This is a genomic window from Bacillus atrophaeus, from assembly GCF_001584335.1.
GTDB lineage: Bacteria > Bacillota > Bacilli > Bacillales > Bacillaceae > Bacillus > Bacillus atrophaeus.
Map to the genome: position 1 here is coordinate 25,167 of NZ_LSBB01000001.1, position 24,136 is coordinate 49,302.

General features: G+C 37.0%; 24 protein-coding genes and 3 pseudogenes. 12 read left to right on the forward strand and 15 right to left on the reverse strand.

Features of this window, described 5'->3' with window-relative positions; all coding sequences use genetic code 11:
• Window positions 1-77 precede the first annotated feature (77 nt).
• The 4 genes from rpsF to AXI57_RS00135 all read left to right on the forward strand — a co-directional run bounded on the left by rpsF (window position 78) and on the right by AXI57_RS00135 (window position 2,173).
• Window positions 78-365: a 30S ribosomal protein S6 gene (gene rpsF / locus AXI57_RS00120; protein ID WP_003326056.1), complete on the forward strand. Its 288-nt coding sequence runs from the start codon at window positions 78-80 to the stop codon at window positions 363-365.
• A 39-nt stretch (window positions 366-404) separates the two neighbouring features.
• The gene (gene ssbA, locus AXI57_RS00125; RefSeq protein ID WP_003326057.1) at window positions 405-920 is read left to right on the forward strand and encodes a single-stranded DNA-binding protein SsbA; all 516 of its coding nucleotides are present in this window, start codon (window positions 405-407) and stop codon (window positions 918-920) included.
• 43 nt (window positions 921-963) lie between these two features.
• Window positions 964-1,203, forward strand: coding sequence for a 30S ribosomal protein S18 (rpsR, locus tag AXI57_RS00130; RefSeq protein WP_003326058.1), 240 nt, complete (start codon window positions 964-966; stop codon window positions 1,201-1,203).
• Window positions 1,204-1,333: 130 nt separating this feature from the next.
• A complete protein-coding gene (locus AXI57_RS00135; RefSeq protein ID WP_034718196.1) occupies window positions 1,334-2,173 on the forward strand; it encodes an MBL fold metallo-hydrolase in 840 nt (279 codons plus the stop codon).
• A 102-nt stretch (window positions 2,174-2,275) separates the two neighbouring features.
• On the opposite strand, the gene AXI57_RS00140 is transcribed toward AXI57_RS00135, so the two are convergent.
• Window positions 2,276-2,944: a GntR family transcriptional regulator gene (locus AXI57_RS00140; RefSeq protein ID WP_081112725.1), complete on the reverse strand. Its 669-nt coding sequence runs from the start codon at window positions 2,942-2,944 to the stop codon at window positions 2,276-2,278.
• Window positions 2,945-3,037: 93 nt separating this feature from the next.
• Window positions 3,038-3,958: a DMT family transporter gene (locus AXI57_RS00145; protein WP_061668871.1), complete on the reverse strand. Its 921-nt coding sequence runs from the start codon at window positions 3,956-3,958 to the stop codon at window positions 3,038-3,040.
• Between the two features lie 196 nt (window positions 3,959-4,154).
• Here AXI57_RS00145 and AXI57_RS00150 point away from each other — a divergent pair, with 196 nt between their 5' ends.
• From AXI57_RS00150 to AXI57_RS00170, 5 genes are all read left to right on the forward strand, one after another.
• The gene (locus AXI57_RS00150; RefSeq protein ID WP_061668872.1) at window positions 4,155-4,913 is read left to right on the forward strand and encodes an exodeoxyribonuclease III; all 759 of its coding nucleotides are present in this window, start codon (window positions 4,155-4,157) and stop codon (window positions 4,911-4,913) included.
• A 118-nt stretch (window positions 4,914-5,031) separates the two neighbouring features.
• The gene (locus AXI57_RS00155) at window positions 5,032-5,598 is read left to right on the forward strand and encodes a bifunctional transcriptional activator/DNA repair enzyme AdaA (RefSeq protein WP_061668873.1); all 567 of its coding nucleotides are present in this window, start codon (window positions 5,032-5,034) and stop codon (window positions 5,596-5,598) included.
• 11 nt (window positions 5,599-5,609) lie between these two features.
• On the forward strand, window positions 5,610-6,146 hold the full coding sequence (locus AXI57_RS00160) for a methylated-DNA--[protein]-cysteine S-methyltransferase (RefSeq protein ID WP_061668874.1): 537 nt from the start codon (window positions 5,610-5,612) through the stop codon (window positions 6,144-6,146).
• A gap of 169 nt (window positions 6,147-6,315) precedes the next feature.
• Window positions 6,316-7,266 carry a LacI family DNA-binding transcriptional regulator gene (locus tag AXI57_RS00165; protein ID WP_061668875.1) on the forward strand — a complete coding sequence of 317 codons (951 nt, stop codon included), beginning with the start codon at window positions 6,316-6,318 and terminating at the stop codon, window positions 7,264-7,266.
• A 59-nt stretch (window positions 7,267-7,325) separates the two neighbouring features.
• Entirely contained in the window at window positions 7,326-7,706 is a 381-nt protein-coding gene (locus tag AXI57_RS00170) for a VOC family protein (RefSeq protein ID WP_061668876.1), read from the forward strand.
• Window positions 7,707-7,749: 43 nt separating this feature from the next.
• Here AXI57_RS00170 and AXI57_RS00175 read toward each other — a convergent pair whose 3' ends face one another.
• The 4 genes from AXI57_RS00175 to AXI57_RS00190 all read right to left on the reverse strand — a co-directional run bounded on the left by AXI57_RS00175 (window position 7,750) and on the right by AXI57_RS00190 (window position 13,257).
• A complete protein-coding gene (locus AXI57_RS00175) occupies window positions 7,750-9,096 on the reverse strand; it encodes an MFS transporter (RefSeq protein ID WP_061668877.1) in 1,347 nt (448 codons plus the stop codon).
• Window positions 9,097-9,296: 200 nt separating this feature from the next.
• Window positions 9,297-11,360, reverse strand: a complete 2,064-nt coding sequence (locus AXI57_RS00180) for a thioredoxin domain-containing protein (RefSeq protein ID WP_061668878.1) — start codon at window positions 11,358-11,360, stop codon at window positions 9,297-9,299.
• A 102-nt stretch (window positions 11,361-11,462) separates the two neighbouring features.
• Window positions 11,463-12,143, reverse strand: coding sequence for a DUF4145 domain-containing protein (locus AXI57_RS00185; protein WP_081112726.1), 681 nt, complete (start codon window positions 12,141-12,143; stop codon window positions 11,463-11,465).
• Between the two features lie 514 nt (window positions 12,144-12,657).
• Window positions 12,658-13,257, reverse strand: a complete 600-nt coding sequence (locus tag AXI57_RS00190) for a recombinase family protein (protein ID WP_223251845.1) — start codon at window positions 13,255-13,257, stop codon at window positions 12,658-12,660.
• A gap of 89 nt (window positions 13,258-13,346) precedes the next feature.
• Between AXI57_RS00190 and AXI57_RS00195 the strand changes: the two genes are divergently transcribed.
• Window positions 13,347-15,290, forward strand: a complete 1,944-nt coding sequence (locus AXI57_RS00195) for an NACHT domain-containing protein (RefSeq protein ID WP_060399963.1) — start codon at window positions 13,347-13,349, stop codon at window positions 15,288-15,290.
• 405 nt (window positions 15,291-15,695) lie between these two features.
• Window positions 15,696-16,172 carry an HXXEE domain-containing protein gene (locus AXI57_RS00200; protein ID WP_061571965.1) on the forward strand — a complete coding sequence of 159 codons (477 nt, stop codon included), beginning with the start codon at window positions 15,696-15,698 and terminating at the stop codon, window positions 16,170-16,172.
• Between the two features lie 199 nt (window positions 16,173-16,371).
• On the opposite strand, the pseudogene AXI57_RS00205 reads toward AXI57_RS00200, so the two are convergent.
• A pseudogene (locus tag AXI57_RS00205) lies at window positions 16,372-16,551 on the reverse strand (DUF255 domain-containing protein); the annotation flags it as partial.
• A gap of 413 nt (window positions 16,552-16,964) precedes the next feature.
• Between AXI57_RS00205 and AXI57_RS00210 the strand changes: the two are divergent.
• Window positions 16,965-17,276: a magnetosome magnetite crystal formation protein family gene (locus AXI57_RS00210; RefSeq protein ID WP_061669410.1), complete on the forward strand. Its 312-nt coding sequence runs from the start codon at window positions 16,965-16,967 to the stop codon at window positions 17,274-17,276.
• 124 nt (window positions 17,277-17,400) lie between these two features.
• On the opposite strand, the gene AXI57_RS00215 is transcribed toward AXI57_RS00210, so the two are convergent.
• The 8 genes and pseudogenes from AXI57_RS00215 to AXI57_RS00245 form a co-directional block, all read right to left on the reverse strand.
• Window positions 17,401-18,810 (reverse strand): sensor histidine kinase, encoded by a 1,410-nt coding sequence (locus tag AXI57_RS00215; RefSeq protein ID WP_061668880.1) that lies wholly within the window; start codon window positions 18,808-18,810, stop codon window positions 17,401-17,403.
• A gap of 1 nt (window position 18,811) precedes the next feature.
• Entirely contained in the window at window positions 18,812-19,522 is a 711-nt protein-coding gene (locus AXI57_RS00220) for a response regulator transcription factor (protein ID WP_061668881.1), read from the reverse strand.
• A gap of 320 nt (window positions 19,523-19,842) precedes the next feature.
• Window positions 19,843-20,010, reverse strand: a pseudogene (locus AXI57_RS20530) (DUF255 domain-containing protein); the annotation flags it as partial.
• Between the two features lie 89 nt (window positions 20,011-20,099).
• Window positions 20,100-20,836: pseudogene (locus AXI57_RS00225) on the reverse strand (MerR family transcriptional regulator).
• A 184-nt stretch (window positions 20,837-21,020) separates the two neighbouring features.
• Window positions 21,021-21,686, reverse strand: a complete 666-nt coding sequence (locus AXI57_RS00230) for a GntR family transcriptional regulator (protein WP_061668882.1) — start codon at window positions 21,684-21,686, stop codon at window positions 21,021-21,023.
• Between the two features lie 134 nt (window positions 21,687-21,820).
• The gene (locus AXI57_RS00235; RefSeq protein WP_371845872.1) at window positions 21,821-22,930 is read right to left on the reverse strand and encodes a tartrate dehydrogenase; all 1,110 of its coding nucleotides are present in this window, start codon (window positions 22,928-22,930) and stop codon (window positions 21,821-21,823) included.
• A gap of 229 nt (window positions 22,931-23,159) precedes the next feature.
• A complete protein-coding gene (locus tag AXI57_RS00240; RefSeq protein ID WP_061668884.1) occupies window positions 23,160-23,432 on the reverse strand; it encodes a DUF4176 domain-containing protein in 273 nt (90 codons plus the stop codon).
• A 17-nt stretch (window positions 23,433-23,449) separates the two neighbouring features.
• Window positions 23,450-24,127 carry a hypothetical protein gene (locus AXI57_RS00245; protein WP_061668885.1) on the reverse strand — a complete coding sequence of 226 codons (678 nt, stop codon included), beginning with the start codon at window positions 24,125-24,127 and terminating at the stop codon, window positions 23,450-23,452.
• Window positions 24,128-24,136: the final 9 nt, after the last annotated feature.

The window sequence follows — 24,136 nt, forward strand, 5'->3', positions numbered from 1 at the left end:
TATAAAATTGTGAGTAATAGAATTATTGCTCCTTGCCCATTTAATGGGCCGCTTAGTCCAAAAGGAGGTGCAAACAGATGAGAAAGTACGAAGTTATGTACATTATCCGTCCAAACGTTGATGATGAGTCTAAAAAAGCAGTTGTTGAACGTTTCAACAATGTTTTGACTTCTAACGGTGCGGAGATCACTGGAACAAAAGATTGGGGTAAACGCCGTCTTGCTTACGAAATCAATGATTTCCGTGAGGGTTTTTACCAAATCGTAAATGTTCAGTCTGATGCTGCGGCAGTTCAAGAATTTGACCGTCTAGCTAAGATCAGTGACGATATCATTCGCCACGTTGTTGTAAAAGAAGAAGAATAAGCTAATTGAAATATATAATGTTAAAGGGTGGTCTTTCTTATGCTTAACCGAGTTGTATTAGTCGGAAGACTGACAAAAGACCCAGAGCTTCGTTATACGCCTAACGGTGCGGCTGTTGCCACGTTTACTCTTGCGGTGAATCGTACGTTTACGAATCAGTCAGGAGAACGTGAGGCCGATTTCATTAATTGTGTCACTTGGAGAAGACAAGCCGAAAACGTTGCAAACTTCCTTAAAAAAGGAAGCCTTGCAGGCGTGGATGGCCGTTTACAAACAAGAAATTACGAAAACCAGCAAGGACAGCGCGTCTTCGTGACCGAAGTTCAGGCTGAAAGTGTTCAGTTTCTTGAGCCGAAAAGCGGCGGCGGTTCTGGTTCAGGTGGATACAACGAAGGAAATAGCGGAGGCCAATACTTTGGCGGAGGCCAAAATGATAATCCATTTGGCGGAAATCAAAACAATCAGAAACGAAATCAAGGGAACAGCTTTAATGATGACCCATTTGCCAACGACGGCAAACCGATTGACATCTCAGATGATGATCTTCCGTTCTAATGTGAATATCGCTTAATTTCAAAAGGAAAGGAGGGAAATGACAATGGCAGGAGGACGCAGAGGCGGTCGCGCGAAACGCCGTAAGGTTTGTTACTTCACTTCTAACGGTATTACGCACATCGACTACAAAGACGTAGATCTTCTTAGAAAGTTCGTTTCTGAGCGCGGTAAAATTTTACCACGTCGTGTAACTGGAACAAACGCTAAGTATCAACGTAAACTTACAGCAGCAATCAAACTTTCTCGTCAAATGGCATTACTACCATACGTAACTGGTGAGTAAGCTGAGACGTTTAAAGAGCAAGGACCTTCGGGTTCTTGCTCTTTTTTTAAAAGGAAAAACAACAGATCTTCACAGAGAATATGTTTTAAAGGAAGGAAAGCAATTTGATGTAGAAAGGTGCTATGATTTCATGAAACTATCTGTATTAGTGGATAATAATACTTTTATTGATCGATACTTTTTAGGGGAACCGGCATTATCTTTCTTTATTGAAGAGGGTGATAAACGTATTCTATTTGATACTGGATATTCTGATATCTTTATTAAGAATGCTGAAAAAATGAAAATTGATTTATCGGATTTAGATTTTGTTGCCTTGTCACATGGACATGTAGACCACACTTGGGGATTAACTCATTTAATTAGACTGTACATGGAAGCTAAAAATGAGAATATGATATATAAAACGCCTGCAGTTATAGGACACCCATTAGTATTCGAAAGTAAATTATTTGATTCTATAGGTGAGATAGGAAGTATCTTATCTCATGAAAAGCTAAATAAACACTTTCCTATCCGTTTATCTAAAGAACCAGTATGGCTGACTGATCAATTGGTATTTTTAGGGGAAGTTAAAAGAAAATTCGATTTTGAAGGCAAAGATGCGATTGGGAAAATTGTGACTGAACAAGGTGAAGTTGATGATTTTGTACAGGATGACACAGCCTTAGTATATAAGTCATCGGAAGGGCTGGTTATTATTGTAGGCTGTGCGCATTCCGGAATTTGCAACATTATTGAATATGCTAAAGAAGTATGCCAGGAAGAAAGAATAGCTGATATTATTGGAGGATTTCATTTGTTGGATCCGCCAAAAGAACAGTTGGAGAAAACGGTACAATACATAAAAGAAATTAAACCTGCAGATCTTCATCCTTGTCATTGTACTGATTTAGCCTCTAAAGTAGCACTTTCAACAGTAGCCGATATAAAAGAAGTTGGAGTAGGATTAAAAGTGGAATATGTGTAGCTTTTTGAAAAGCACGATGGATTTTAGATCCTACTTCACGCAAAAGCAGCATGGGTTCAATCCCATGCTGCTTATTTGAGGGAGAGCGCCTTATCCGAATTCTTATTGCTCATTCTTCAATTGAATGTGGTCTAAGCTGTTCTTCCAGTTCGCTTTGATTGCTTTGATGGCGTGATTTATATTTTGGTTTCTAATAGCATCTATTATTTGCAGATGTTCATTATAGGATGTATGCATGGCATCGTTTTGGCTGAAGTAATACATTTCGATTCTTTGTATTTTCGTTTTGAGGCTGATCAGCATCTTTTGCAGCTCCGAGTTATTGGATAGTTGAATGATTTTATCATGAAAAGCATTATCTGCCTCAAGCGCAGTAAATCTATCTCCTGATCCCATGGCATGATGCAGATGTTCATTAAGCTGTTCCAGCTCTTCTAAATCTGCTGATGTCATGTGAGGAAAAGCTTTCTCCATAGCCAAGCTCTCTAATGTCCATACAATTGAATAGATATTTTCTGCATCATTTAAGTCAATTGGAGATACTAATGTCCATCTATTGGCTTTAGTCACCACAAGTCCATCATTTTCTAATTTAAGTAAAGCTTCTCGAATGGGGGTACGGCTGATTCCCAGCGTCTCTGATAAATCTTGATCTCTTAATTTTGCCCCGGGTTCAAGTTTGCCTGTGATGATCCAATCTCGCAGCGTGTTGTATACTTCATCCTTCATAAACGTCCGTTTAAGCTTTGGCTCATTCTTATTAATAGTCAATGTTCAGCACCTCTTCAAAAGGGAGAATTAATATGTAATATACCACATTGAGCCTGAGTATTGTAATACTGGCAGCGCGCCGGGCGGAAAGGTTTATTTGAGTTTTTTTTCTTTGATAGATAAGATCATGATTGTACTTAGAATACAGCATGTTCCTAACCACTCTGATATTCCAAAGGTTACATGCAGCCATATAACTGATAAAAAGGCTGCCGATAATGGTTCTGCACATGCTATGAGACTAGTTTCAGAAGCCGTTAGATATTTTAAGCTTTCTAAGTAACAATAAAAAGCTGTGAGTGTTCCAAATAGGACAATAAATATAACTGCGGCATACGCTGACACAGACCATTGCCCTTCAAACTTCCAAGGCGGATGAATCAAACTTAAACCTAATCCCCCTATTAACATCCCCCATCCTACTACAATAGCAGCTCCCCATTTCGCAAGCAGTTTGTGCGGGTGGAGTGTATAAAAAGCAAGTGCAAACGCTGAGCTAAGGCCCCAAAAAAGCGCCCATCCAGAAATGGAAAGACTATGAATATCCCCATGGGTAACAAGAAAAAATGTTCCTATAATAGCTAAAAAAACAGCGATTAGCTCTTTTACAGTAGGGAGGCGTTTTGAACAAATAGCCACATAACATGTAATGAGTGCAGGGGCTAAGTATTGGAGCACAGTAGCTGTCGCTGCATTTCCGTGCTGGATGGCGGCGAAGTAGGTATATTGAACAGACAACATGCCTAGGATACCAAATAAAACTAGATTTAGCCCATCCATTTTATCCTTCCATACTGCCCATATTCGTTGTTTTTCTTTTCGGTAAGCAAGCCCTAATAATAGAATGCCTGATAATAATAAACGTACGACAGTTAACCACTCTACATTAAAGTGTTGTTGTTGGAAAAGATATTGAGCGACAGTTCCTGATACTCCCCATAAAATGGAGCCTGTAAGTACAAGTGCAATTCCTTTTGTTCGTGAGTGCGATAGTGCTGCGTGTTCACCATTCATTTTTTTCCCTCGCCAATCTTGTTTTTTATCGGTGTCTATTAGAAGATCTGCAAACTTGCAATAAGATTGAATGATTAGTAAAGTGTAATATATTATATACTATACTATAAATGACAGTCAAAGACAGATTGATTTTTGTGATGATGATTTTACAAGTAACGATTTTGCAGCAGCGAATCAGCCAGGGGGAGTACAAATGAAACTGATGTCATGGAACGTAAACGGGCTGCGTGCCCTTTTGACTAAAATGAATTTTAACAGCTATCTGGAAGAAGAGAACGTTGATATTTTCTGCCTGCAGGAAATCAAATTACAAGATGGACAGATTAAGTTAGAACCAGAGGGCTATCATGTGTATTGGAATTACGCTGAGAAAAAAGGATATTCCGGAACAGCGATTTTTACCAAAAAAGAGCCGCTTGCTGTTACGTACGGCTTAGGAATAAAAGAGCACGATCAAGAGGGCAGATTGATCACGTTGGAATTTGAGAACATGTATGTCATAACGGTATATACACCGAATGCAAAACGCGGATTAGAGCGTATCGACTATCGCATGGACTGGGAAGATGCTTTTTTATCCTATATAAAAGCATTAGATGTGAAGAAGCCTGTCGTGTTATGCGGTGATTTGAATGTCGCGCATCAAGAAATCGATTTGAAAAACCCTAAAGCAAACCGAAAAAATGCCGGTTTTTCTGATCAGGAAAGAGAAAGATTCAGTCAGATGTTAGAGGAAGGATTCATTGATACATTCCGCTACTTACACCCCGATCAGGAAGGGGCATATTCTTGGTGGTCCTACCGCATGAATGCGCGGGCCAAAAACGTTGGCTGGCGTCTAGATTATTTCATAGTGTCAGAAAGGCTCAAAAAGCAGATCAGGGACGCAAAGATCTGCAATGAAGTGATGGGTTCCGACCATTGCCCGGTTGAGCTGACGATTGATCTTTAATCCGGAAGACCCTTTCATAATAAAGGGTCTTTTTTTTATCTTTGTAATCTTGCTCATACATCCCAAAATCCGTACATACGTGCTGATTTTGTCTATACTGAAGGTGGAGGTGATTCATATGGCAGAAAAAAAGAACCTGCCGGATGAGAAGTGGAACGCCATTGTAAACAATGATTCGTCCTATGATGGAGAATTTTATTATGCTGTAAAAACAACCGGCATTTTTTGCCGCCCATCTTGCAAGTCCAGAGTTCCCAACAAGGAAAATGTCCGGATTTTTCAGACGGCTGAGCAGGCGTTAGGGGAAAAATTCAGACCTTGTAAACGGTGTAAACCAAACGGCTTGCGTTTACCGGATGAGGATTGGGTAACACAAATAAAAGAGTTCATAGACTGCAGCTATAGTGAATCACTGACATTAGATAAGCTAGCCGATATGTGCCATGGCAGCCCTTATCATTTACAGAGGACTTTTAAGAATGTGGAAGGGATCACCCCTATAGAATATATACAAAAAAAGCGCATAGCAGCGGCTGCTCAATATCTGGAGCTTACTGACCAGTCAATCAGGAAGATCGGATTAGCGGTAGGCATACCTAACACAGCCCATTTTGCAACCTTGTTTAAAAAAAGGACGGGGTACACGCCGACAAAATACAGGCAGATCAAAAGAGAAGACTCTTAGGAGGCAACATAATGCAATCGAAGCAACACACAATCATTTATTGGTCGTTATTTGTATGTAATCAATGGAATGTATACATCGCTGCTACATCAAAAGGGCTTTGCTTCGTGGGATCTAAAGGCTTTGACGAACTTGTGCTTTGGGCTGAGAAAAAATTCCCGCAGCACATACTGGTGCAAGACGATAAGGTATTACATCCCTATGTGGCAGAGCTGGAAGAGTATATAAAGGGTGACAGAAAAGAATTTACGATGCCGATTGATGTGCAGGGAACGCCGTTTCAATTGGCGGTATGGAATGCCTTGTGTGAGATCCCTTATGGTGAAACTTACTCGTATTCAGACATCGCTGAGCGCATACAAAAACCGAATTCAGTACGCGCAGTCGGAACAGCTATCGGCGCCAACCCCGTACTGATTACGATTCCCTGTCATAGAGTCATAGGGAAAAACGGAAAATTAACCGGCTTCAGAGGCGGTTTGGAGATGAAAAAACAATTGCTGAGTTTGGAAAAAGAGGATAATGGTAAGAGTGAGAGAATAATATGAAACCAAACGTGTTTATGTGAGCCAGAATAGTTTTTCACCTTAATATTTTTCCTGTGAAGGCAGATCCGAATGGGTCTGCCTTAGTCTAATTCCCATTCTTCTTCGGCGGCAGGAGAACCCAAGGCGATAAAGGAATAATTACATAACCATTGTTTTTGGAGGAGTCGAGTTGGCGAATATAAAAGATATTGCGAAAATGGCGAATGTATCCGTATCTACTGTTTCAAGAGTGTTAAATCAACATCCGTATGTAGCTGAAGAGAAAAGGCTTGCTGTCCGGCAGGCGATGGAAGAATTAGATTATACACCAAACCGGACCGCTATTGACTTGATTCGCGGAAAAACGAATACCATCGGTGTCATCCTGCCTTATAGCGACCATCCTTGTTTCGATAAAATAGTGAACGGTATAACAAAAACAGCTTTTGAACATCAATATGCTACGACGCTTTTCCCGACAAAATATAATGCCGGGATTGAAAAAAAGTATCTGGAGATGGTGAGAACAAAGAAAATAGACGGATTAATCATCACCTCCAAAGCAAACACATGGGAAGAGATTTTACCTTATGCAGAATATGGCCGTATTATTGCTTGTGAATATACCAATCAAGCAGAAATTCCGTGTGCTTATAATGATAGAAAATCTGCTTATATAGAAGGTTTTCAATACCTGAAAAAACGGGGTCACGAAAATATTGCCTTTACTTGCGTTCGGGAGGCGGAACAAAGTCCAAGCACCGCTGATAAAGTAAAAGCTTTTGAGTTTGTTTACGGGCCGCTGGAAGAGCACAATATACTGGCTGGCTGTAATCATATGACGGACGGAGAAAAGGCAGGAGAATATTTTCATAATCTGAATAGGAAACCGACTGCGATTTATGCAAATAGTGATGAAATTGCAGCCGGAATTTACTTATATGCACAGAAACACAATTGGTCTATCCCTGAAGAGCTTGAGATTATCGGTGAAGGCAACCTCTCCGTCAGCCGGGTGCTGCATTTTTCATCACTGGATTTGAATCTTGAGCAGTTAGGAGAAGCGGCATTTTCCTTATTTCTGAAAGATACTCCCGCGAAAATAAAAATCCCGCACCAGCTTGTTGGAAATAAAACTTGAACTGAAATGCTTTTCATACCTTATAACTAAATAGAGACCATCAAATAAGGAGGGACAACATGCATATTGAACATGTGGCCATATGGGTCAGAGACTTAGAACGTATGAAGGCGTTTTACGAAAAGTACTTCAATGCAAAATCAAATTCGCTTTATCATAATGAGAAAAAGGATTTCAAATCATATTTTTTAACGTTTGATAATGGGGCAAGGCTGGAGATTATGAAGAAAGGCACTATTGATTCACAACCTTCGGAAACAGCGTTAGGATGGGCACATCTTGCGTTTTCAACTGGCAGTGAAGCGGAAGTGGACGACTTTACACAAACCCTGACGAAGGACGGTTATCGACTCGTAAGCGGCCCTCGCGTGACGGGTGACGGCTACTATGAAAGTGTGATTGAGGACCATGAAGGGAATCTGATTGAAATTACAACATAAAATCTCGAAAAAACAGCACGGCTTTTGCCTGTGCTGTTTTTTATTACACTTGCTGAGAATTCGTTTTGGGGCCAAAGAAAATGAGCAGAACGGAGCAAGCCAGCCAGCAGCCGCCGATAAATAAAAAGACGCTCACATAGCCGAGTTGTACAGCAATAAAACCAACGAGTAACGAGCCGAATATATTGGAAAAACGGCCAAGCCCATAAGCTAACCCGCTTCCTGAAGAGCGGAACTCCGTCGGATAAGGTTCAGATGTATAGGCATATAAATTCGAGGTGAAAACACGTTCGGTAATGTTTACAACAAAACCAAATATGATAATCATCAGCGGAATAAATGTCATGCCATACAACAATCCCGCTATAGCAGTCAGGAATGCGCTGGCAGCTAAAATCCATTTTCGCTGAAAGGTTTCTGATATCATCGAACCAATGAGTGCGCCTAGCGGGGCACCGACGGAGTGAAGCACGTTGTACCACAGCGTTTTTTCCATTGTGATGCCATTGCTTTTCAGCAAGCTTGGAACCCATGATGCAAATCCATAGAAGCCAAACGTTTCAAAAATCCATACAGCGGATAAGACGATCGTGATTTTTAAATTTCTCCCTTTAAATAAGCCTAAGTAGCCCGCTTTTTGAACGGTCTGAACAGGTGCTGCTTCTTTTGGTACAGGCAACGGGCCTTTTTCTTGTTCAACATGTGTTTCGATTCGTTTCATAATCGCATCCGCTTTGCCATATTCGCCGCGATTTTCGTGCCAGCGGGGCGACTCTTCCAGCCTGCGGGTGGATAAAAAATAAATAAGTCCTGCCGCTCCCCACACAAACACAAGTCTCCATCCCCACGGCCCTAAGGGGATGACAAATGCCGATACGACGTTAGTAATCGGAACCCCTATTAAACCAATCATGGCGCAAAAAGAGATGTACTTTCCCCGCACATTGGAAGGGAAAAACTCAGCTAAATAACTGTTCGTCACAATCATAGCCGCGGCGACGCCAAGCCCTGTGAGAAAGCGGAAAGCAATGAGGGATGGTATGTCCCATGCAAGGGCATTTAACAATGATGAGACAGAAAAGATGAATACGAACCAATTTAATGCTTTCTTCCTTCCGATTCGATCCGACAAGCGCCCGCCTAATGAAGCACCTAAAAACATGCCTAAGAACGAAGCCGCTGTCACGTTGGCAATCGTGCTTAATTTGATTCCCCAATGCTCAATCAGCGCCGGTGCCACATTACTGAGTGTAAATAAGTCGGCCAGATCAAAGAAATACACAATGCCGAGAGCGGTAAGCACTTGATAATGGACACGTGAAATCGGGAGACGATCTAGACGATTCGCTACATTTGAAAATGGTTGAGTGTGATTTTGGCCGGAATTCATAGTAAACCCCCTTTGTATAAGAGAAAAGTTAGAAAAAACAGAAAATAATCCGCCTAGCTATATTATAAATGTCTTTTTTTATCTGAAACAGAGTTTAAATCACTAAATAAAAGGCATTTTTAAAAGAGTCTATTTCAATTACTCCGAGGCGTGGAGCCTGTAACTGTGGCAGTCAATCAACAAATAAAGCAGCAAGGGAGTTAATCCCTGCTGCTTAATGTTTTTATAGCTTCTTCTATATCTGTTGTCGGCTGCTGGCAAGCGAAATTTTCACAAATATAGACGGTCGTTTTTCCGTCAATGATGCGATAATCAGCTGCAAACGGTGCAATGTCTTTACATTGATCCGGATGTTCTGCCACTAAGACTGAAAAATTCGGTTGAAACGCCTGCTGCAGAGCCGATATGATGTGCTGGCGCTGGCTGTCGTCTTTACGGCCGAAAATAACAATCTCTTTTTTAGGCATCATATGGGTTAGCACACTTTGCATAAAGAAGGAGTGGCCGCTTGGGTAAGCCTCGACATCCCGTTTGAAAGCGGAGAACATCTTTTCTGCTTTTTCAATCAGGGATAATTCGCCTGTCAGTTGGCCAAGCCGCAGAAGCTGTACGGCCGCGACGCTATTTCCGGAAGGCACAGCGCCATCGTATACTTCTTTTTCTCTGACAAGTAAGGCTTCCGCATCGTGCCCTGTAAAATAAAAACCGCCATGCTTCTGATCCCAAAACAAATCAAGCATTTTTGCCGATAGGTCTTTTGCTTTTTGCAGATAGGCCAGGTCATAGCCGGCTTCATAAAGCTCGATGTAGGCCCATAATAAAAAGGCATAATCATCAATAAATCCTTTATTTTTCACTTCGCCGTCACGATAGCGAACCATGACGCGCCCGTCTATGATTAATTTTTTTTCAATAAAGGCAGCGGCTGCCTGAGCCATATTGAGGTATTCTGGTGCTTGGAATACTTTTGCCGCTTTTGCAAGACCCGCAATCATAAGCGCGTTCCACGAGGTCAGCACTTTATCATCAACGTGGGGATACGTTCTTGTTTCTCGCTTTTTCAATAGTTTTTGCCTTGCTTCCCCGAGTTGTTTATTGATTTCTTGTTCATTTAAATCAAATTCTGCTTTTACCTTGTCTAATTTCGTATGAATCAAATTGGGAATATTGTGGCCTTCGAAATTACCTGATGAGGTGATATTGTAAATGGCACAATACAGCTCGCCAAGCTCATCTCCTAATGTTTCGATGATTTCATCCTTAGACCACACGTAATATTTCCCTTCTACTCCCTCTGTGTCCGCATCTAAAGCTGAGTAAAAGCTTCCGTCCTCATGCGTCATTTCCCGTTGAATAAACGTGATGATCTGCTCGACAATGTGTTGATAGCGGCTGTCTTGTGTAACTTGATACGCTTCTGTATAAGCTGTCAGCAATAACGCATTGTCATACAGCATTTTTTCAAAATGGGGAACAAGCCATTCGTCATCGGTCGAGTAGCGGGCAAACCCATAGCCTACATGGTCATAAATGCCTCCATTCGCCATACTGTCCAGCGTCTTGGTGACGTTATAGAGGGCGTTTTCCTGACCGGTGTATTGATGATAGCGAAGAAGATACATGAGCATATGGGGCATCGGAAACTTAGGAGCTTGGCCGAATCCGCCATAAACGGTATCAAAACCGCTCATCAGCTGCTGGAACGTACGATGGAGCGCCTCTTTTGTCAACGTCCCATTACCCTCGGGCGTTTTGATTTGCAAATGGCTGGAAGCATTCTCAGCAATCTCTTCTACGTGCTCGCGATCATTGGCAAACGTGTTTGAAAGGTGTTCGAGAACGTCAATAAATCCAGGACGGTTGAATTTGCTCGTCTTCGGAAAATAAGTTCCGGCATAAAACGGCTTCTGTTCAGGCGTAATAAACACATTTAACGGCCAGCCGCCCTGTCCGGTCATCAACTGACAAATTCTCATATAAACAGAATCAACATCCGGACGCTCTTCCCGGTCTACTTTAATGGCAACAAACCGCTCATTTAACAGGCGGGCAATTTCCTCGTCTTCAAAGCTTTCGTGGGCCATCACGTGGCACCAATGGCATGTCGAATAGCCGATGCTGACCAGAACCGGCTTGTTTTCGCGCTTTGCTTTTTCGAAGGCTTCTTCTCCCCAGGGGTACCAATTCACAGGGTTATGAGCATGTTGAAGTAAGTATGGTGATTTTTCATTGATTAATCTATTGGGTTTACTTTTGTTTGGCATGGGATCACCTTCTTTCTCTTAAATTAATCAATCATAATTATATTTCTCAGTGTGTTGAGAAATATGTACTTAGCTTTAAGATTATGCTTTTCAGTTATGCATCTATTTCTTCCTGCTATCCATCTCGGTGATGTACTTTTCAGTTTGAATTTCAGATGAAATCCAGTAAACGGTTAAGTTGATCAATTTTTTCAGATCCTGTATATCCCTATCTTCCCATACTCTATGATAATGTGTTTCATCATTTCCAAGCCATGAAGCTCGCTCAGCTACTTGCTTTATATTTTCGGACAAATATAGCTTAATGCACTTACCAAGGAAAGCGGCCTTAATAGTTTGGTCGTCTTCGCCCCTATGTTTTATTAGATAATCTTTGATAAGAAATTCTAATGATTTTCTATATCCCATACCAGCAATATGATTTAAACCAGAACTTTCTGCTGCATTTGCTTGGTTGTAAATATCCACAAACAAAGGTGATGTTTGTGTAATGTCCGCATTAAATTGAACTTTTTCAGGTCTCGTAGGGTATGACAAACCAACCCTATACGAATAATAACTTATACTATTTTTAGAAAGGAGATTGATAAATAAGTGATTGCAAGACCTTTTATTGCATTTGAAAATAGCTTCTATTCTATTAGTCTCCAATATATAGGCTGATACAAAGCTTGGTTCTTGAATTGAATTGCATAGTGGACATTTTTCTGGTTTATTTTCCAAGGTAAAGTATTCAATATCTCTTTTATTGGATGTTAAGTCTTCACATGGGTATTTAATCATTTTATTCCTCCTTTTAAATTTGACATGCGAAGTTGACTATTTGTTTATACGTTCAGTATTTTATACTTAGCATATCGTTGAAAATTTTTTAGGCATGTATTTGCTTTGATGTTTTAGTTTGGCGACTCTGTTTTTTAACATTGTTTTTCTTTTGTATTAGAAATTTTATAAACCAAATTATAGCATCAAAGCCTGAACGTATTATTATGAATTTGATTGAAGACTTATTACAGCACGTTTAATTTAATCTTGCTTTATTAATCTAGTATTTAAAGTGTTTAGTTTTCTAAATGTTCTTCCAGTTTCGAGCATGTAATAAGCGAGGTGGTCTGCTAAAGATTTATCTTGGATCTTATTACCCTCAATAAAAGATATTACTCTATCTTGAATTGTCCATCTATCTTCTATTGTAGCTCAATCCCAAAGGAGCTTTAAAGCCTCTTATCGGATGGAACTATATAAATGACTTCCAATATAAAAGTTTTCAGCAAAGATTCCTATTTTATAATCACTTCTATACGGCCAGCCCATCTATTACCAACTGAAAAGCTAACTTCACACCCTTTGCCTGTTCTTTATCAATTTCCACTCTTTTTTCTAAAGGGTTATAAATATATCCAAATGGAGGTGTTCCATTAGACCACCTACCTAACTTTGCACTATCCTTTTTTCCTTTCCTTAGCTGCGCTTTTATGTTTTCATACTCCCAGTTATTTACGAACCCAGTGAACTTTAACGCTTGCCAATCTTCTTGGATTTCTAAGTCATATATACGTTCACTATCAGTAACAAAGAGGACATCTTCTTGTCTTAATAAACTCATAAATTTAGGTGTTTCAGCATCGTCTCTAGTAACACGTGCAAGGTTAACAGATAAAACAGCATCAAAAAGGTTTTCTTTAATTTCGCATATCATTTTTTGATACTCCGGTCGATTTTCATCCATTGAACTGCCAACTTCTTGGAACAACTTAATTTCCCAGTTGTTTTTTTCTGCAATATCTAACAAACGTTTTCTGTGTTTTGCTAGCGTTTCTTCAGTCTCTTCACCTTCGTTATTGCGTGATTTTCTGAGATAAATGGCGACTCGTTTAATCCTTTCCTTTAGTTCCATACTATATCACCTTCAAATGTAATATAATTATATTATAGGTTAAGATTTCTTTTTTATTAAGAAGTTGTAAAATGTAAAGGGGCAGAATTATGGAGAAAACACCAATAGATCCAAGTGCGATTATAGTAGATGTTGTTCAAAAAAACTTAGAGACTATCTGCAAAAAGGTTTTTGGCTTCAGTAAAGATAAAGTTGCAGATTATCAAATTAAAACACAAAATGCTTACCAAGGATACTTAAACAGAGCAGTTGACAAATATGGAAAGGTAAAGACACTTATTCACAAAAGTATTCCCATTAATTTATATGATTTTTATGTCCATACAGATTTAAAGTGTGAAGACAGTATTATTTCTACTGAAAATATAAATGGGATTTTACAAGTTAGTAATTCTAGTATGGTCTTAGGAACTGGTGGAACCGGAAAATCAACACTTTTTAAACATTTATTTATAAGCGCTTTATATACTTCTGATAAAATACCCATTTTCCTACCTCTTAGGAATGTAAATGATTCCGAGCAATCTCTAATTGATTGTATGTACGAGACAATTAATAGTTTAGGCTTCACCTTAGAAAAAAAATATTTTTTGGAATCTCTTGATACAGGTATATATATATTCTTATTCGATGGATTTGATGAAGTAGAAGACAGCAAACAACAGAAACTAATTAAAGAGATTGAAGTATTAATGGATAAGTACCATCAAAATAGTTTTTTGGTGTCATCAAGAGAATCAGATAGTTTATCAGTGGGATGGGATGGTTTTATTGAGTTTAAAATGCTACCTCTTAGTAAAGAAAAGTCTATTAAATTAATTGAAAAACTTCCCTACTATGATGAAGAGGTTAAGTCAAGGTTTTTAAAAACATTAGATAAATCGCTATACAAAAAGCAAAAAGATTTTTGCTCTAACCCTTTGTTATTAACCTTAATGTTACTGACATTTGAAGAGTTTGCAGAAATTCCTGATAGAATGCATGTTTTTTATGGTCAAGCATACGATGTTCTAGACCGAAAGCATGACGCCACTAAGCCTGGTTTTAAAAGAAAGAAAAAAACAGACGTTTTTAATTTAGGATCTGATGGTTTTTCTAAGATACTCGAGACAATTTCTGCTTTAAGCTATTTTGAAAATAAATTATCATTTTCAACTCAAGAACTAACTAGTTATATAAATAAAGCAAAAGTATTAGAAAGATTAGAATTTAATTCTCAATATTATATTGATGACTTGATTGAAGTTGTGTGTATATTAATAATTGATGGTTTGAAATATTCTTATCAGCATCGCTCATTTCAAGAATACTTTACTGCCACTTATATAAACAGACAACCTGGAGAGCAACAGAAAAAATTATTATATGGATTACTTAATTTTAAAAGTCGTTCCATAAACAGCGACCAAGTTCTAAAGATATTATTTGATTTAAACAGAACAATGGTCGAAAGACAATTATTTATTCCAGTACTTAAAGAGATGCAGGAGCAAGTATTCGCCGTAGGAATGAGTGATTATATTGTTGGAAGTCTTAAACATGTAATGCTAGACATTTCAAAAAAGTCTGATGGAACATTTTATTTAGCACCTGTTTATCCCATGGGGGAATCTGTAACATTTCCTTTGTTACAATTTTTAAGAAATAAATATTCTATATTTCCTGAATATTATCAAGTGTTTAAAGAACTGCATAACCAATATAGAAATATGATGTGGATTAAAGAAGTTCAAAGTTTGGATGAAATTAATTCCTTTCTTCAAATATTAAATTACGACGAACGAATCGATAAACAAATTAAAGGTATAATTGAATTTTTTGAACATAGTAAAGACCAAAATCAAAAAAATGCTCGACGACCAATTACACTAAATATAAACATATTAATGCAGAATGGCTGTTACGAAGCGAAACAAGAAATTCTCAGTATATTAAAATTTGTTGAACTTAGGATAAAAATAGGTCTGAGTGTATTAGAGAAATTAGAACATGAGCATCAAGAAATGAATCTGCTACTAGATGATTTTTTTTAGTATAAGTATCCCCTATTTTTAGAGTAGGGGATATTTTTATAGATTAACAATAAAGCAAGATATTATAACCTTCAATTATTTAAAGAATCAGTATATATAAGTCTAGTTGTTTAATGGTTGTAAGTGCATTGCAGTGGAAATCTGAATGTATTTTTTCTATTTTAACTATTATGCCACTAGTGACGAGTATGATAACCAATGCAAGTAAGCATACTATATTATGGATATTCTAATAGACATGGCATCAACAACACGTTATTGCACATATAAAAAAGAAGCAACTACTTAGACAGGCTTCTGCTGTCTTTTAACACCATATTAGTTCACCCTCATATGTAATATAATGTTTCCAAACCATATTGGTTGATTCCTTTAAGAGACGTGGCACCGAGGAGGAAATGAAAGATGGTTTATTTCGTAGTATTTTTTTGTTTTGCTATTACACTGCATAATATTGAGGAGGCTATTTGGTTACCTAAGTGGTCACAACAACCTTCAAAGTTTCAAAAGCCAGTAACCTCAAATGAATTTCATTTTGCTGTCATTGTTATAACTATGTTGGCTTATTTATCTGCATTTGGTTTTTTATATATGCCAGAATCAGATATTGCAAAATGGATTTTCATTGGCTTTCTAGGTTCTATGGTTATCAACGCTATTTTTCCACATCTTATCGCAACTGTTTTAATGAAAAAGTACGCACCTGGACTTCTTACGGGCTTATTGCTTAACATTCCAGTAAACTCATTAGTTATTTATCAAATGTTTGTAAAGAATTTGATTGTATGGAAGGAGTTAATAATATCTACGTTGGTTGTAGGAATTATTTTATTAGCACTTATTCCATTATTATTTAAAGTTGGTGATAAAGTATCTCCTTAATGAGTTTGAATTGATTAGAATTTAGGAAGATATTAAGGGACACAAATTAGAGGTCAAGATAAAATGCAATGAATCAAAAGAAAAAACAACAGTATTTAAATTAGAAGAGAAAAAGTTTTTGAATCTAGGTTTCTAAAAATTTGCAATAAAATTATTAAAAGGCAGCCGAAACTGGTTGCCTTTTGTGGTTATTTTAAGAGACATGACACCAATGGCATGTCGAATAGCCGATGCTGACCAGAACCGGCTTGTTTTCACGTTTTGCTTTTTCGAAGGCTTCTTCTCCCCAAGGGTACCAATTCACAGGGTTATGAGCATGTTGAAGTAAGTATGGTGATTTTTCATTGATTAATCTATTGGGTTTACTTTTGTTTGGCATGGGATCACCTTCTTTCGATTCGATTTCTTTTAACTCCTAATTAATTTATACAAAATTATAAAGAAATATTAGTAATGAAATCTTAACTTCCGATGTGAATTCATTCAAAAATTCACAAATTTAATTTTCAATATTCTCTTCGATTGTATTATTTATTTTTAGTTTCTTCAAGAAAGTGCAATTTCAATTGAGGTTTGCGACTAATATCATGTCAAAGGCCACGAAAATATTAATGATATAGTCTTTTTTAAGGTTTATGTAAGGTTACTATTAAAATGGGGTAAGGTTTGGGTTGTACAATATAATTGTAAAGCTTAGAAGGGGGAATTATTCGATTCTTAAGCTTTCAATGACGTTAAATTATGAAAAAACTAGGGGACTATTACCTAAATAAAAAGATAGAGGTGAGACATTTGAAAGAAAATAGAGTTTTATCTTCACTATGTTATTTTAGTATATTTTTTGCGCCGTTTTTATTTCCAATTATCGTATATTTTCTGAGCCAGGGAGATGTGAAATATCATGCGAAAAAATCTTTATGGACTCATCTAATACCTTATATTATTTTTGCCATTGGTATTGCTGGATCGGGATTACTGGGAATAAACGGTTGGAATCATAGCGGGCCTGTTCTTGTAGCTACTTATGTTATTTCTCTTATTATTGGGATCTATTTTTTCGTATGGAATATAGTAAAAGGAATAAAAGTATTAGCAGAGCGCTAAAGGTATAAATAAAAGCAAACAACGGTTCTGGTTTAAACCAGAACCGTTTCTTTGTGTTGTCCTATAATAGGATGTTGTATCTACGAAAATCATTCTAATTACAATTTGATATTGTTCATACTGCTTATAATTTTATATTTATACTTGTGCCTTTACCAACGGTACTGTTGATAACAATTTCTCCGTCATGTTTCTGAATAATATCTTTGGCTATAGCCATTCCAAGACCAGATCCTTTATGCAACGTTCCAGTGTTCGTTCCTCTGAAGTAGCGGTCGAAAATGTTATCAACTTCTTCCTTTTCTATACCTTTGCCATTATCTTTTATTGTAATATGAGTACGTTCTTTCTTTTCAAGGTGTACAACTATTTTTACATTACTATCATTATGAACAAGAGCATTCAGAATTAAATTACTAATTGCTCTCCTCATTAAAATAATGTCGAGATTTATTCGTATATTCTCTTGACTAGCATTAAATTCAATGGTCTTATCAGCATATCTGGAATCATTTAAAATATCTATTAAAGTGTCTCGTATCAATGATACAAGATTGATGTTTTTTCTATTTAAGGTTAAATCATTATTTTTCAATCTTGTCGTTAGGTTTAAATCTTCCATTACTTCTTTAATATAAAGTGATTTGCTTTCAATAATTTGTGCGTAATCTCTTATCACATCTAACGAAAGATCGTAATCTTTATCTTTTATTATTTCAGCGTAACCTTGTATAGATGCTAAGGGGGTCTTAATATCATGAGAAATATTGCTGATCCATTCTTCCCTCATTTGATCTAATTTATTTTTTTCCCTTTTATTTATTGTTAGTTGATGTGATAAGTGATTTACATTATAGAAAACATCTTTATAGAGCCCTTTCGGTTCATAATTAATATTGTAATCTTTATTTGCCAGCCTTTGGATCCCATCAATTATTGTATTTAGCGGACGTGTAAGTTGTCTGCTGAAAAGATACCCAATGATTAAAGCAATAGCCCCGTCAATCAATAATATAGTCACTGTTTTTGTTTTAATATTCTGTATAACTTGCTTGGTTTCGTAGGAGATAATAACTTTCCTAATTGAACGATCCTTGAATCCAATAAAGTAACTATATTCTTGTTCAGAAATTTTTTTCCCACCTGCAAAAATAGTCGATAATAATTTTTTATCCATATATTTGTGCATATCCACAATTTCTATAGGAGTGTATTCTTTCTTTAAGCCTTGAGGCTGTCTGTAGCTATATAGTTCTTCGCCTTTTTCATCTAAAATTTGAACCCATGCATTACGATCTTTTAGAGCTTGTTTACCTTCCCTGCTGATGGTCACCTCACCATTTGTTACTGTTAAATATTTCTGAAATGACCGTGTAAAGGTTTCGGCAGAATTTTCATTGTCATGGCCAATTGAGGTATTAAAATTCGCCTGAGCAAATAGCCATACCAAAAGGGCAGACAAATTAATTATAACAATGAGTATAGCAACTACTATGACAGATATCATGTATCTCCCCGTTAATCGCCATTTCATATTATGCATCCTTTTCAACAAATTTGTAGCCCAAACCTTTCACAGTTACTAAATAGTCTGGTTTGGAAGGTTTTGTTTCTATTTTCTCTCGGAGCCTGCGGATGTGTACCATGATCGTATTATCAAATCCAAAAAAATCCTCTCCCCATACAGCATTATAGAGTGTTTCTTTACTAATCACCATATTAGGGTTTTGTAAGAAATACTTCATTAACCTTAACTCCTTAGGTTTTAATTCAACAGGTTCGCCATTCTTTGTTAGTTCGGCTTTTCGTTCACTTAACTGAAATGGCCCCACTTTTATTATGTTGTCTGCTATTCCTTTAGACTGTGAGTAATTGGCTCTTCGTAACTGTGCTTTTACACGATAAGCCACTTCCTTAGGACTAAACGGCTTGGTAATATAATCATCTCCGCCAATGGCAAGCCCTACAATTTTGTCGGTTTCTTCCCCTTTTGCCGACAAAAAAATAATAGGTACATTAGACAGTTCTCTTATTTGCTTACATACATCATAGCCTTCTCCATCTGGCAGCATTATATCTAATAAAACAATATCAGGCTGTTTTTGTTGAAATTGAGTAAAGCCATCTTTTGCAGTTGAAGACGTAATCACGTTTTCAATTCCCTCTTTTACTAAGACTGTCTTTATAAGCGCCAAAATTTCTTGTTCATCATCTATAATTAAAACTTTATTGTTATTTAGTGACATTACATTATCACCTCTCAAAAATAAATATATCTGCACATTGATTATACCGAAACGTACTTAGTATGGAAAAATTAATCCTCTATATTCATCAATTTAAGTATTCATTGGTTGGGTACTTCAAGAGGTATTTTTTGGGGGCAGGCGGAACATCAGTAATTAATAGTGAAACCGAATAACCAATTAATTTGTAAGGCCTGTTGATATTTGATATTAGACTCAATTGTTTAAAGTGTGTATATAAAAAACTACTGACATACAGTTCTCAGAGTTTTTTGTAATGGGGTGAAGTTGTTATGTAATTGGTTATAACAGGAGGTCTTATGCCACCAATGACAAGTCGAATAGCCGATGTTGACCTGAACCGGCTTGTTTTTGCGTTTTGCTTTTTTGAATTCTTCTTCTCTCCAATGGTGCCAGTCTAGGGCGTATTGGAATGAATATGGAGACTTCTCGACGATTAATCTATTGGGTTTACTGTTATTTGGCATGGGATCATCTTTTTTCAGGGCACTTGCCATGATATTCAATTTGGAACAAAACGAAGAGTGGCAATGAAACCACTCTCAATTTTAATCTTCTAAAGATTCTCTGAAACGAAAACCAAGTAATAGGCTAATCCTCTTTGTTGTTCTTCTAACATACCCCTATGAAAATTGTCTTGCATGAAAAATTTGTTTGCTGTACGTAATCTTCTTTAGTAATCGGATGTCCGTTATGATTTAGGAACTTAAGATGTTGTTTTACATGTTCTTGCACAGCAGGGTCATTGTACGTAACGCCATTTTTTAAGAAATTCGCCATACCATCTAGAAAATGTTTTGCTTCTATAGCCATTTTGTTCATTTCACCAGCATTGATGGAATCGGTATCTAATTCAAAATCATATGTTTCTTTTAAATAGTCATTTTGCTCACCCAATGATTGTTTCCATTCTTCTGCGGTTTCAAATCCTTTGAACATTAACTTATTGTCCATGCGCTCACCTTTTCTTGTGTAATCTACAGACGTTTTGACTGTTTCAATTAATTGCTGATACTTTTCAATCTTCTTTTCGAACAATCTTTTCTGTTTTTCCAATGTACTGGTTCTGTCGGAGTCTTCATCTAATAACATTTTTATTTCTAACAAAGGGACATCTAATTCTTTGTAAAAAAGTATTTCTTGTAACCTTTTTAGTTCGTCTGCTCCGTAATACCGATAGCCGGCATCGCTTATTTCTTTAGGGACAAGTAATCCAATTTTATGGTAATGATAAAGAGTTTTAATGGTAACATTTGCGATGTGGGATAGTTCTTTTACAGTTAATTTCATCATGTCCTCCTTTCATGTTTCACTATGAGGGGTGACCTTAGGGCAGAGTCAAGGTTATTTATAGTAAGGGAAAAGAGATACTGTAATGGGCAGGGGAGTTCAACAAAAAAACTTAATATAACTATACATAAGAAGAATGAACGGATAAAAAAAGGCCATCCGAAAATTGGAAGGCCATTTGTGTAAATTATTCTTCATGGTTGTGAGACAAAACTTCAACTAAATGATCTAGATCTAATTGCAGATGGTGAACCATTGCTTTTGATGCCTGTTCGTCATTTCTCTGTTTCATGTGATGAAAGATTTGTTGATGTTGTTCAAGGATATGTTCTGCTCGTTTTTCTCCTTCAAAATTCAATATACGGAAATAATAAATTAACCCTTTTAAATCATTAAGTTGTTTTCGTAAAAGGTTATTTTGAGTATATTGTATGATTAATTCATGGAACCTCTCATTTAATTCTATAATGACGTTTTGTTCCATTGATTGGAGAATCGCTTCTTCTGTTTTTTGAAGTGTATTTTCGATATTTTCTAATTCTTCAGCGGATGCAATTCTTGTCGTTAATCCTGCAGCGAATGATTCCAATGCCATGCGGCAAAAATAGATTTCTTCCACGTCTTTTATTGTCGGTTTATAAACCATCACTCTTGTGTCAATGATTACAAGTCCTTCTTTCTCTAAGACCCTAATCGCTTCCCTTAAAGGACTTTTACTGACACCAAGTTCCTTGGCCATTTTTGCTTCAACAATTCGTTCTCCAGGTTTTAATTTTCCTTCAAATATCATTCGCTTAATAGCGTGATAAGATTGTTCATAAAACGGTTTTGGTTTTTCAAGCACGTTTCTCATCCTCTGTCCATTCTCTTATCGTATATATTACCACACATGATGCTGCATTGATAAAGGTGGTTAAGAGAACAGTTTGGTTGCTTTCTTAGGTTCTGAGAGAGAATAACTCAGCCACAAAATTATTCCCCTGTTTCTTACTTTGCTTTCAGTCTTGTCATCATTTCTTGTGTGACTTCGTTTGTAGTACACTTCCCGCCAATGTCTGGGGTGACATATCCATCTTTCAATAAGCTCTCCATTACATCCAACAATACGCTTCCCAATTCTTCTTCACCAAAGTGATCCAAAAGCATTTTGGCTGTCCAAATTTGTCCCAGCGGATTAGCTGTACCTTTACCGATAATATCTGGAGCTGAGCCATGAACTGGTTCAAACATAGAAGGATACTTTCCATTCACGTTAATGTTAGCTGATGGAGCGATCCCAATGCTTCCCATAATGGCTGCGCCTATATCAGTTAAAACATCGCCAAATAAATTACTTGCCACGATAACATCAAACCTTTCCGGATGGGTAACGAAAAAGGCTGCTAAAGCATCGATATGCTGGGAATCGGAGTTAACTTCGGGGTAATCCTTTGCAACAAATTCGAAAACCTCATCCCAAAAAGGCATGGAGTGGAAGATTCCGTTTGATTTGGTTGCACTGGTGACATGTTTTTTGCGTTTTTTGGCCAATTCAAAGGCGAAACGCATCGCTCGTTCTGTTGCTTTTCGTGAGAATACAGCATTTTGGATGGCAATTTGGTCTTCCCCTTGATAAATCCTTCCGCCAATAGAGCTGTATTCTCCCTCACTATTTTCTCTAACGACAATTAAGTCAAAATCTTTTGGATTGACCAAGGGAGACTTTAATCCGCTAAATATTTTGGCAGGACGAATATTAATGACCTGTTCAAACTCACGGCGGATTTTAATTAATAATCCCCAAAGTGAAATATGATCGGGAACAAGTTTTTTATTTCCTACAGCACCAAGAAAAATCGCATCGAATTGGGACAACGTGTCCATACCATCTTCCGGAATCATCGTTCCATTTTCCAAATAATATTCACAACTCCATGGAAAATCAGTAAACTCGAATGTTAAACCGCCATGAATTTCTGCTAAAGTGTCTAAAACTTCTTTGGCTGCGGGTACTACTTCTCTTCCTATCCCATCTCCTGGAAGTGACGCAATGTTTAATTTCAATGTGAAGCCCCCTTTGTTATTTTCCAAAACAGTATCCGGTCGACCGTATATCATTTTAATTATCTCAGGAACTATATGGCATGACAAGTTTTAATAAATTGAAGGTTGAATCCAAAAAATTATATATTTTATGAGACTCAAAGGGTCAACAGCGGAAAGACTCTCTGCAAAGATATAAAAAAAGAACAGGCTGTAACTGCCCATTCTTTATATAGATAGGTATAAATGGTGAAATTGAGATACGTTAAGCTGATCGAATCACCACAATTTACGGTGTATCTATTTAATCCATTATCGCTTCATCCAGTACATGCTGAAACTCAGTTTCTTCCTCATCCTGATAGCCTTCGAAAATGATGTTTTCGATATCTGAATGGTTGAAAGCAAATGTATATTCTTGATCAATGTAACCTTCAGGATAAAATACACCAATATAATCAAACATTTTTGGGTTGTTGCTGACTACGATTTGTTTTCTGCCGTAAATCATTAATTTTTTTGATCCGCCTTCTAATAAGACAATTGATCCGATTGGTAATAGCTTACTTTCGGCCATGACTGTGTTTCTCCTTTCTACTGCTTTTGGTCAATGATATCTTGATTGGCTTTTATGAAAAAATATTGGTGAATGAATTTGACGCCGACATAAGAAATTAGGCAAGCAATTAACAAGTAAATATAACTCATAAATAAGTCAGCGACTGAATCAGAAAACTGAAATATGATCTGGGCAGTAATGTAACCTGCTCCCGGTCCTATCGTTAACAAATAAGTTCCCCAAGCATGATTGTGTTTCTTTTTTCTATCACTGTTAGGCAAAGTGATTAGGTAGTATCGAATAAATCCAAGTATTACAATGATATAAGTTAATAATGAACTCATTATATAAAGAGGATTAGAGCCTAACACCGAATATGCATATTTTTGAGATAGTACAAAATAACAAAAGGATAGTACGAGTCCAGTTCCGCCTTTATATAAAACAAAGTGAAAAACACTCAGTTTACTAGTTTTTGTAAACATGATGATCACTGTCCATAAATTGATACCTATAATAAAAGGCAAGGCTATAATAGTAAATATTGTTTCTCTATTTATTAAGAGGGGAATCGCGCATATTAAATCTAAAAACACGATGATACAAATTAGCATCGCCCATTTATCCTCATTAGATGCGTCATCTGCAATTAAGTGGCGCTGTATATCTTCTGGCAACTTTCTAAATCTTACATTTTTATCTAATCTTAACAAGAACTTTTG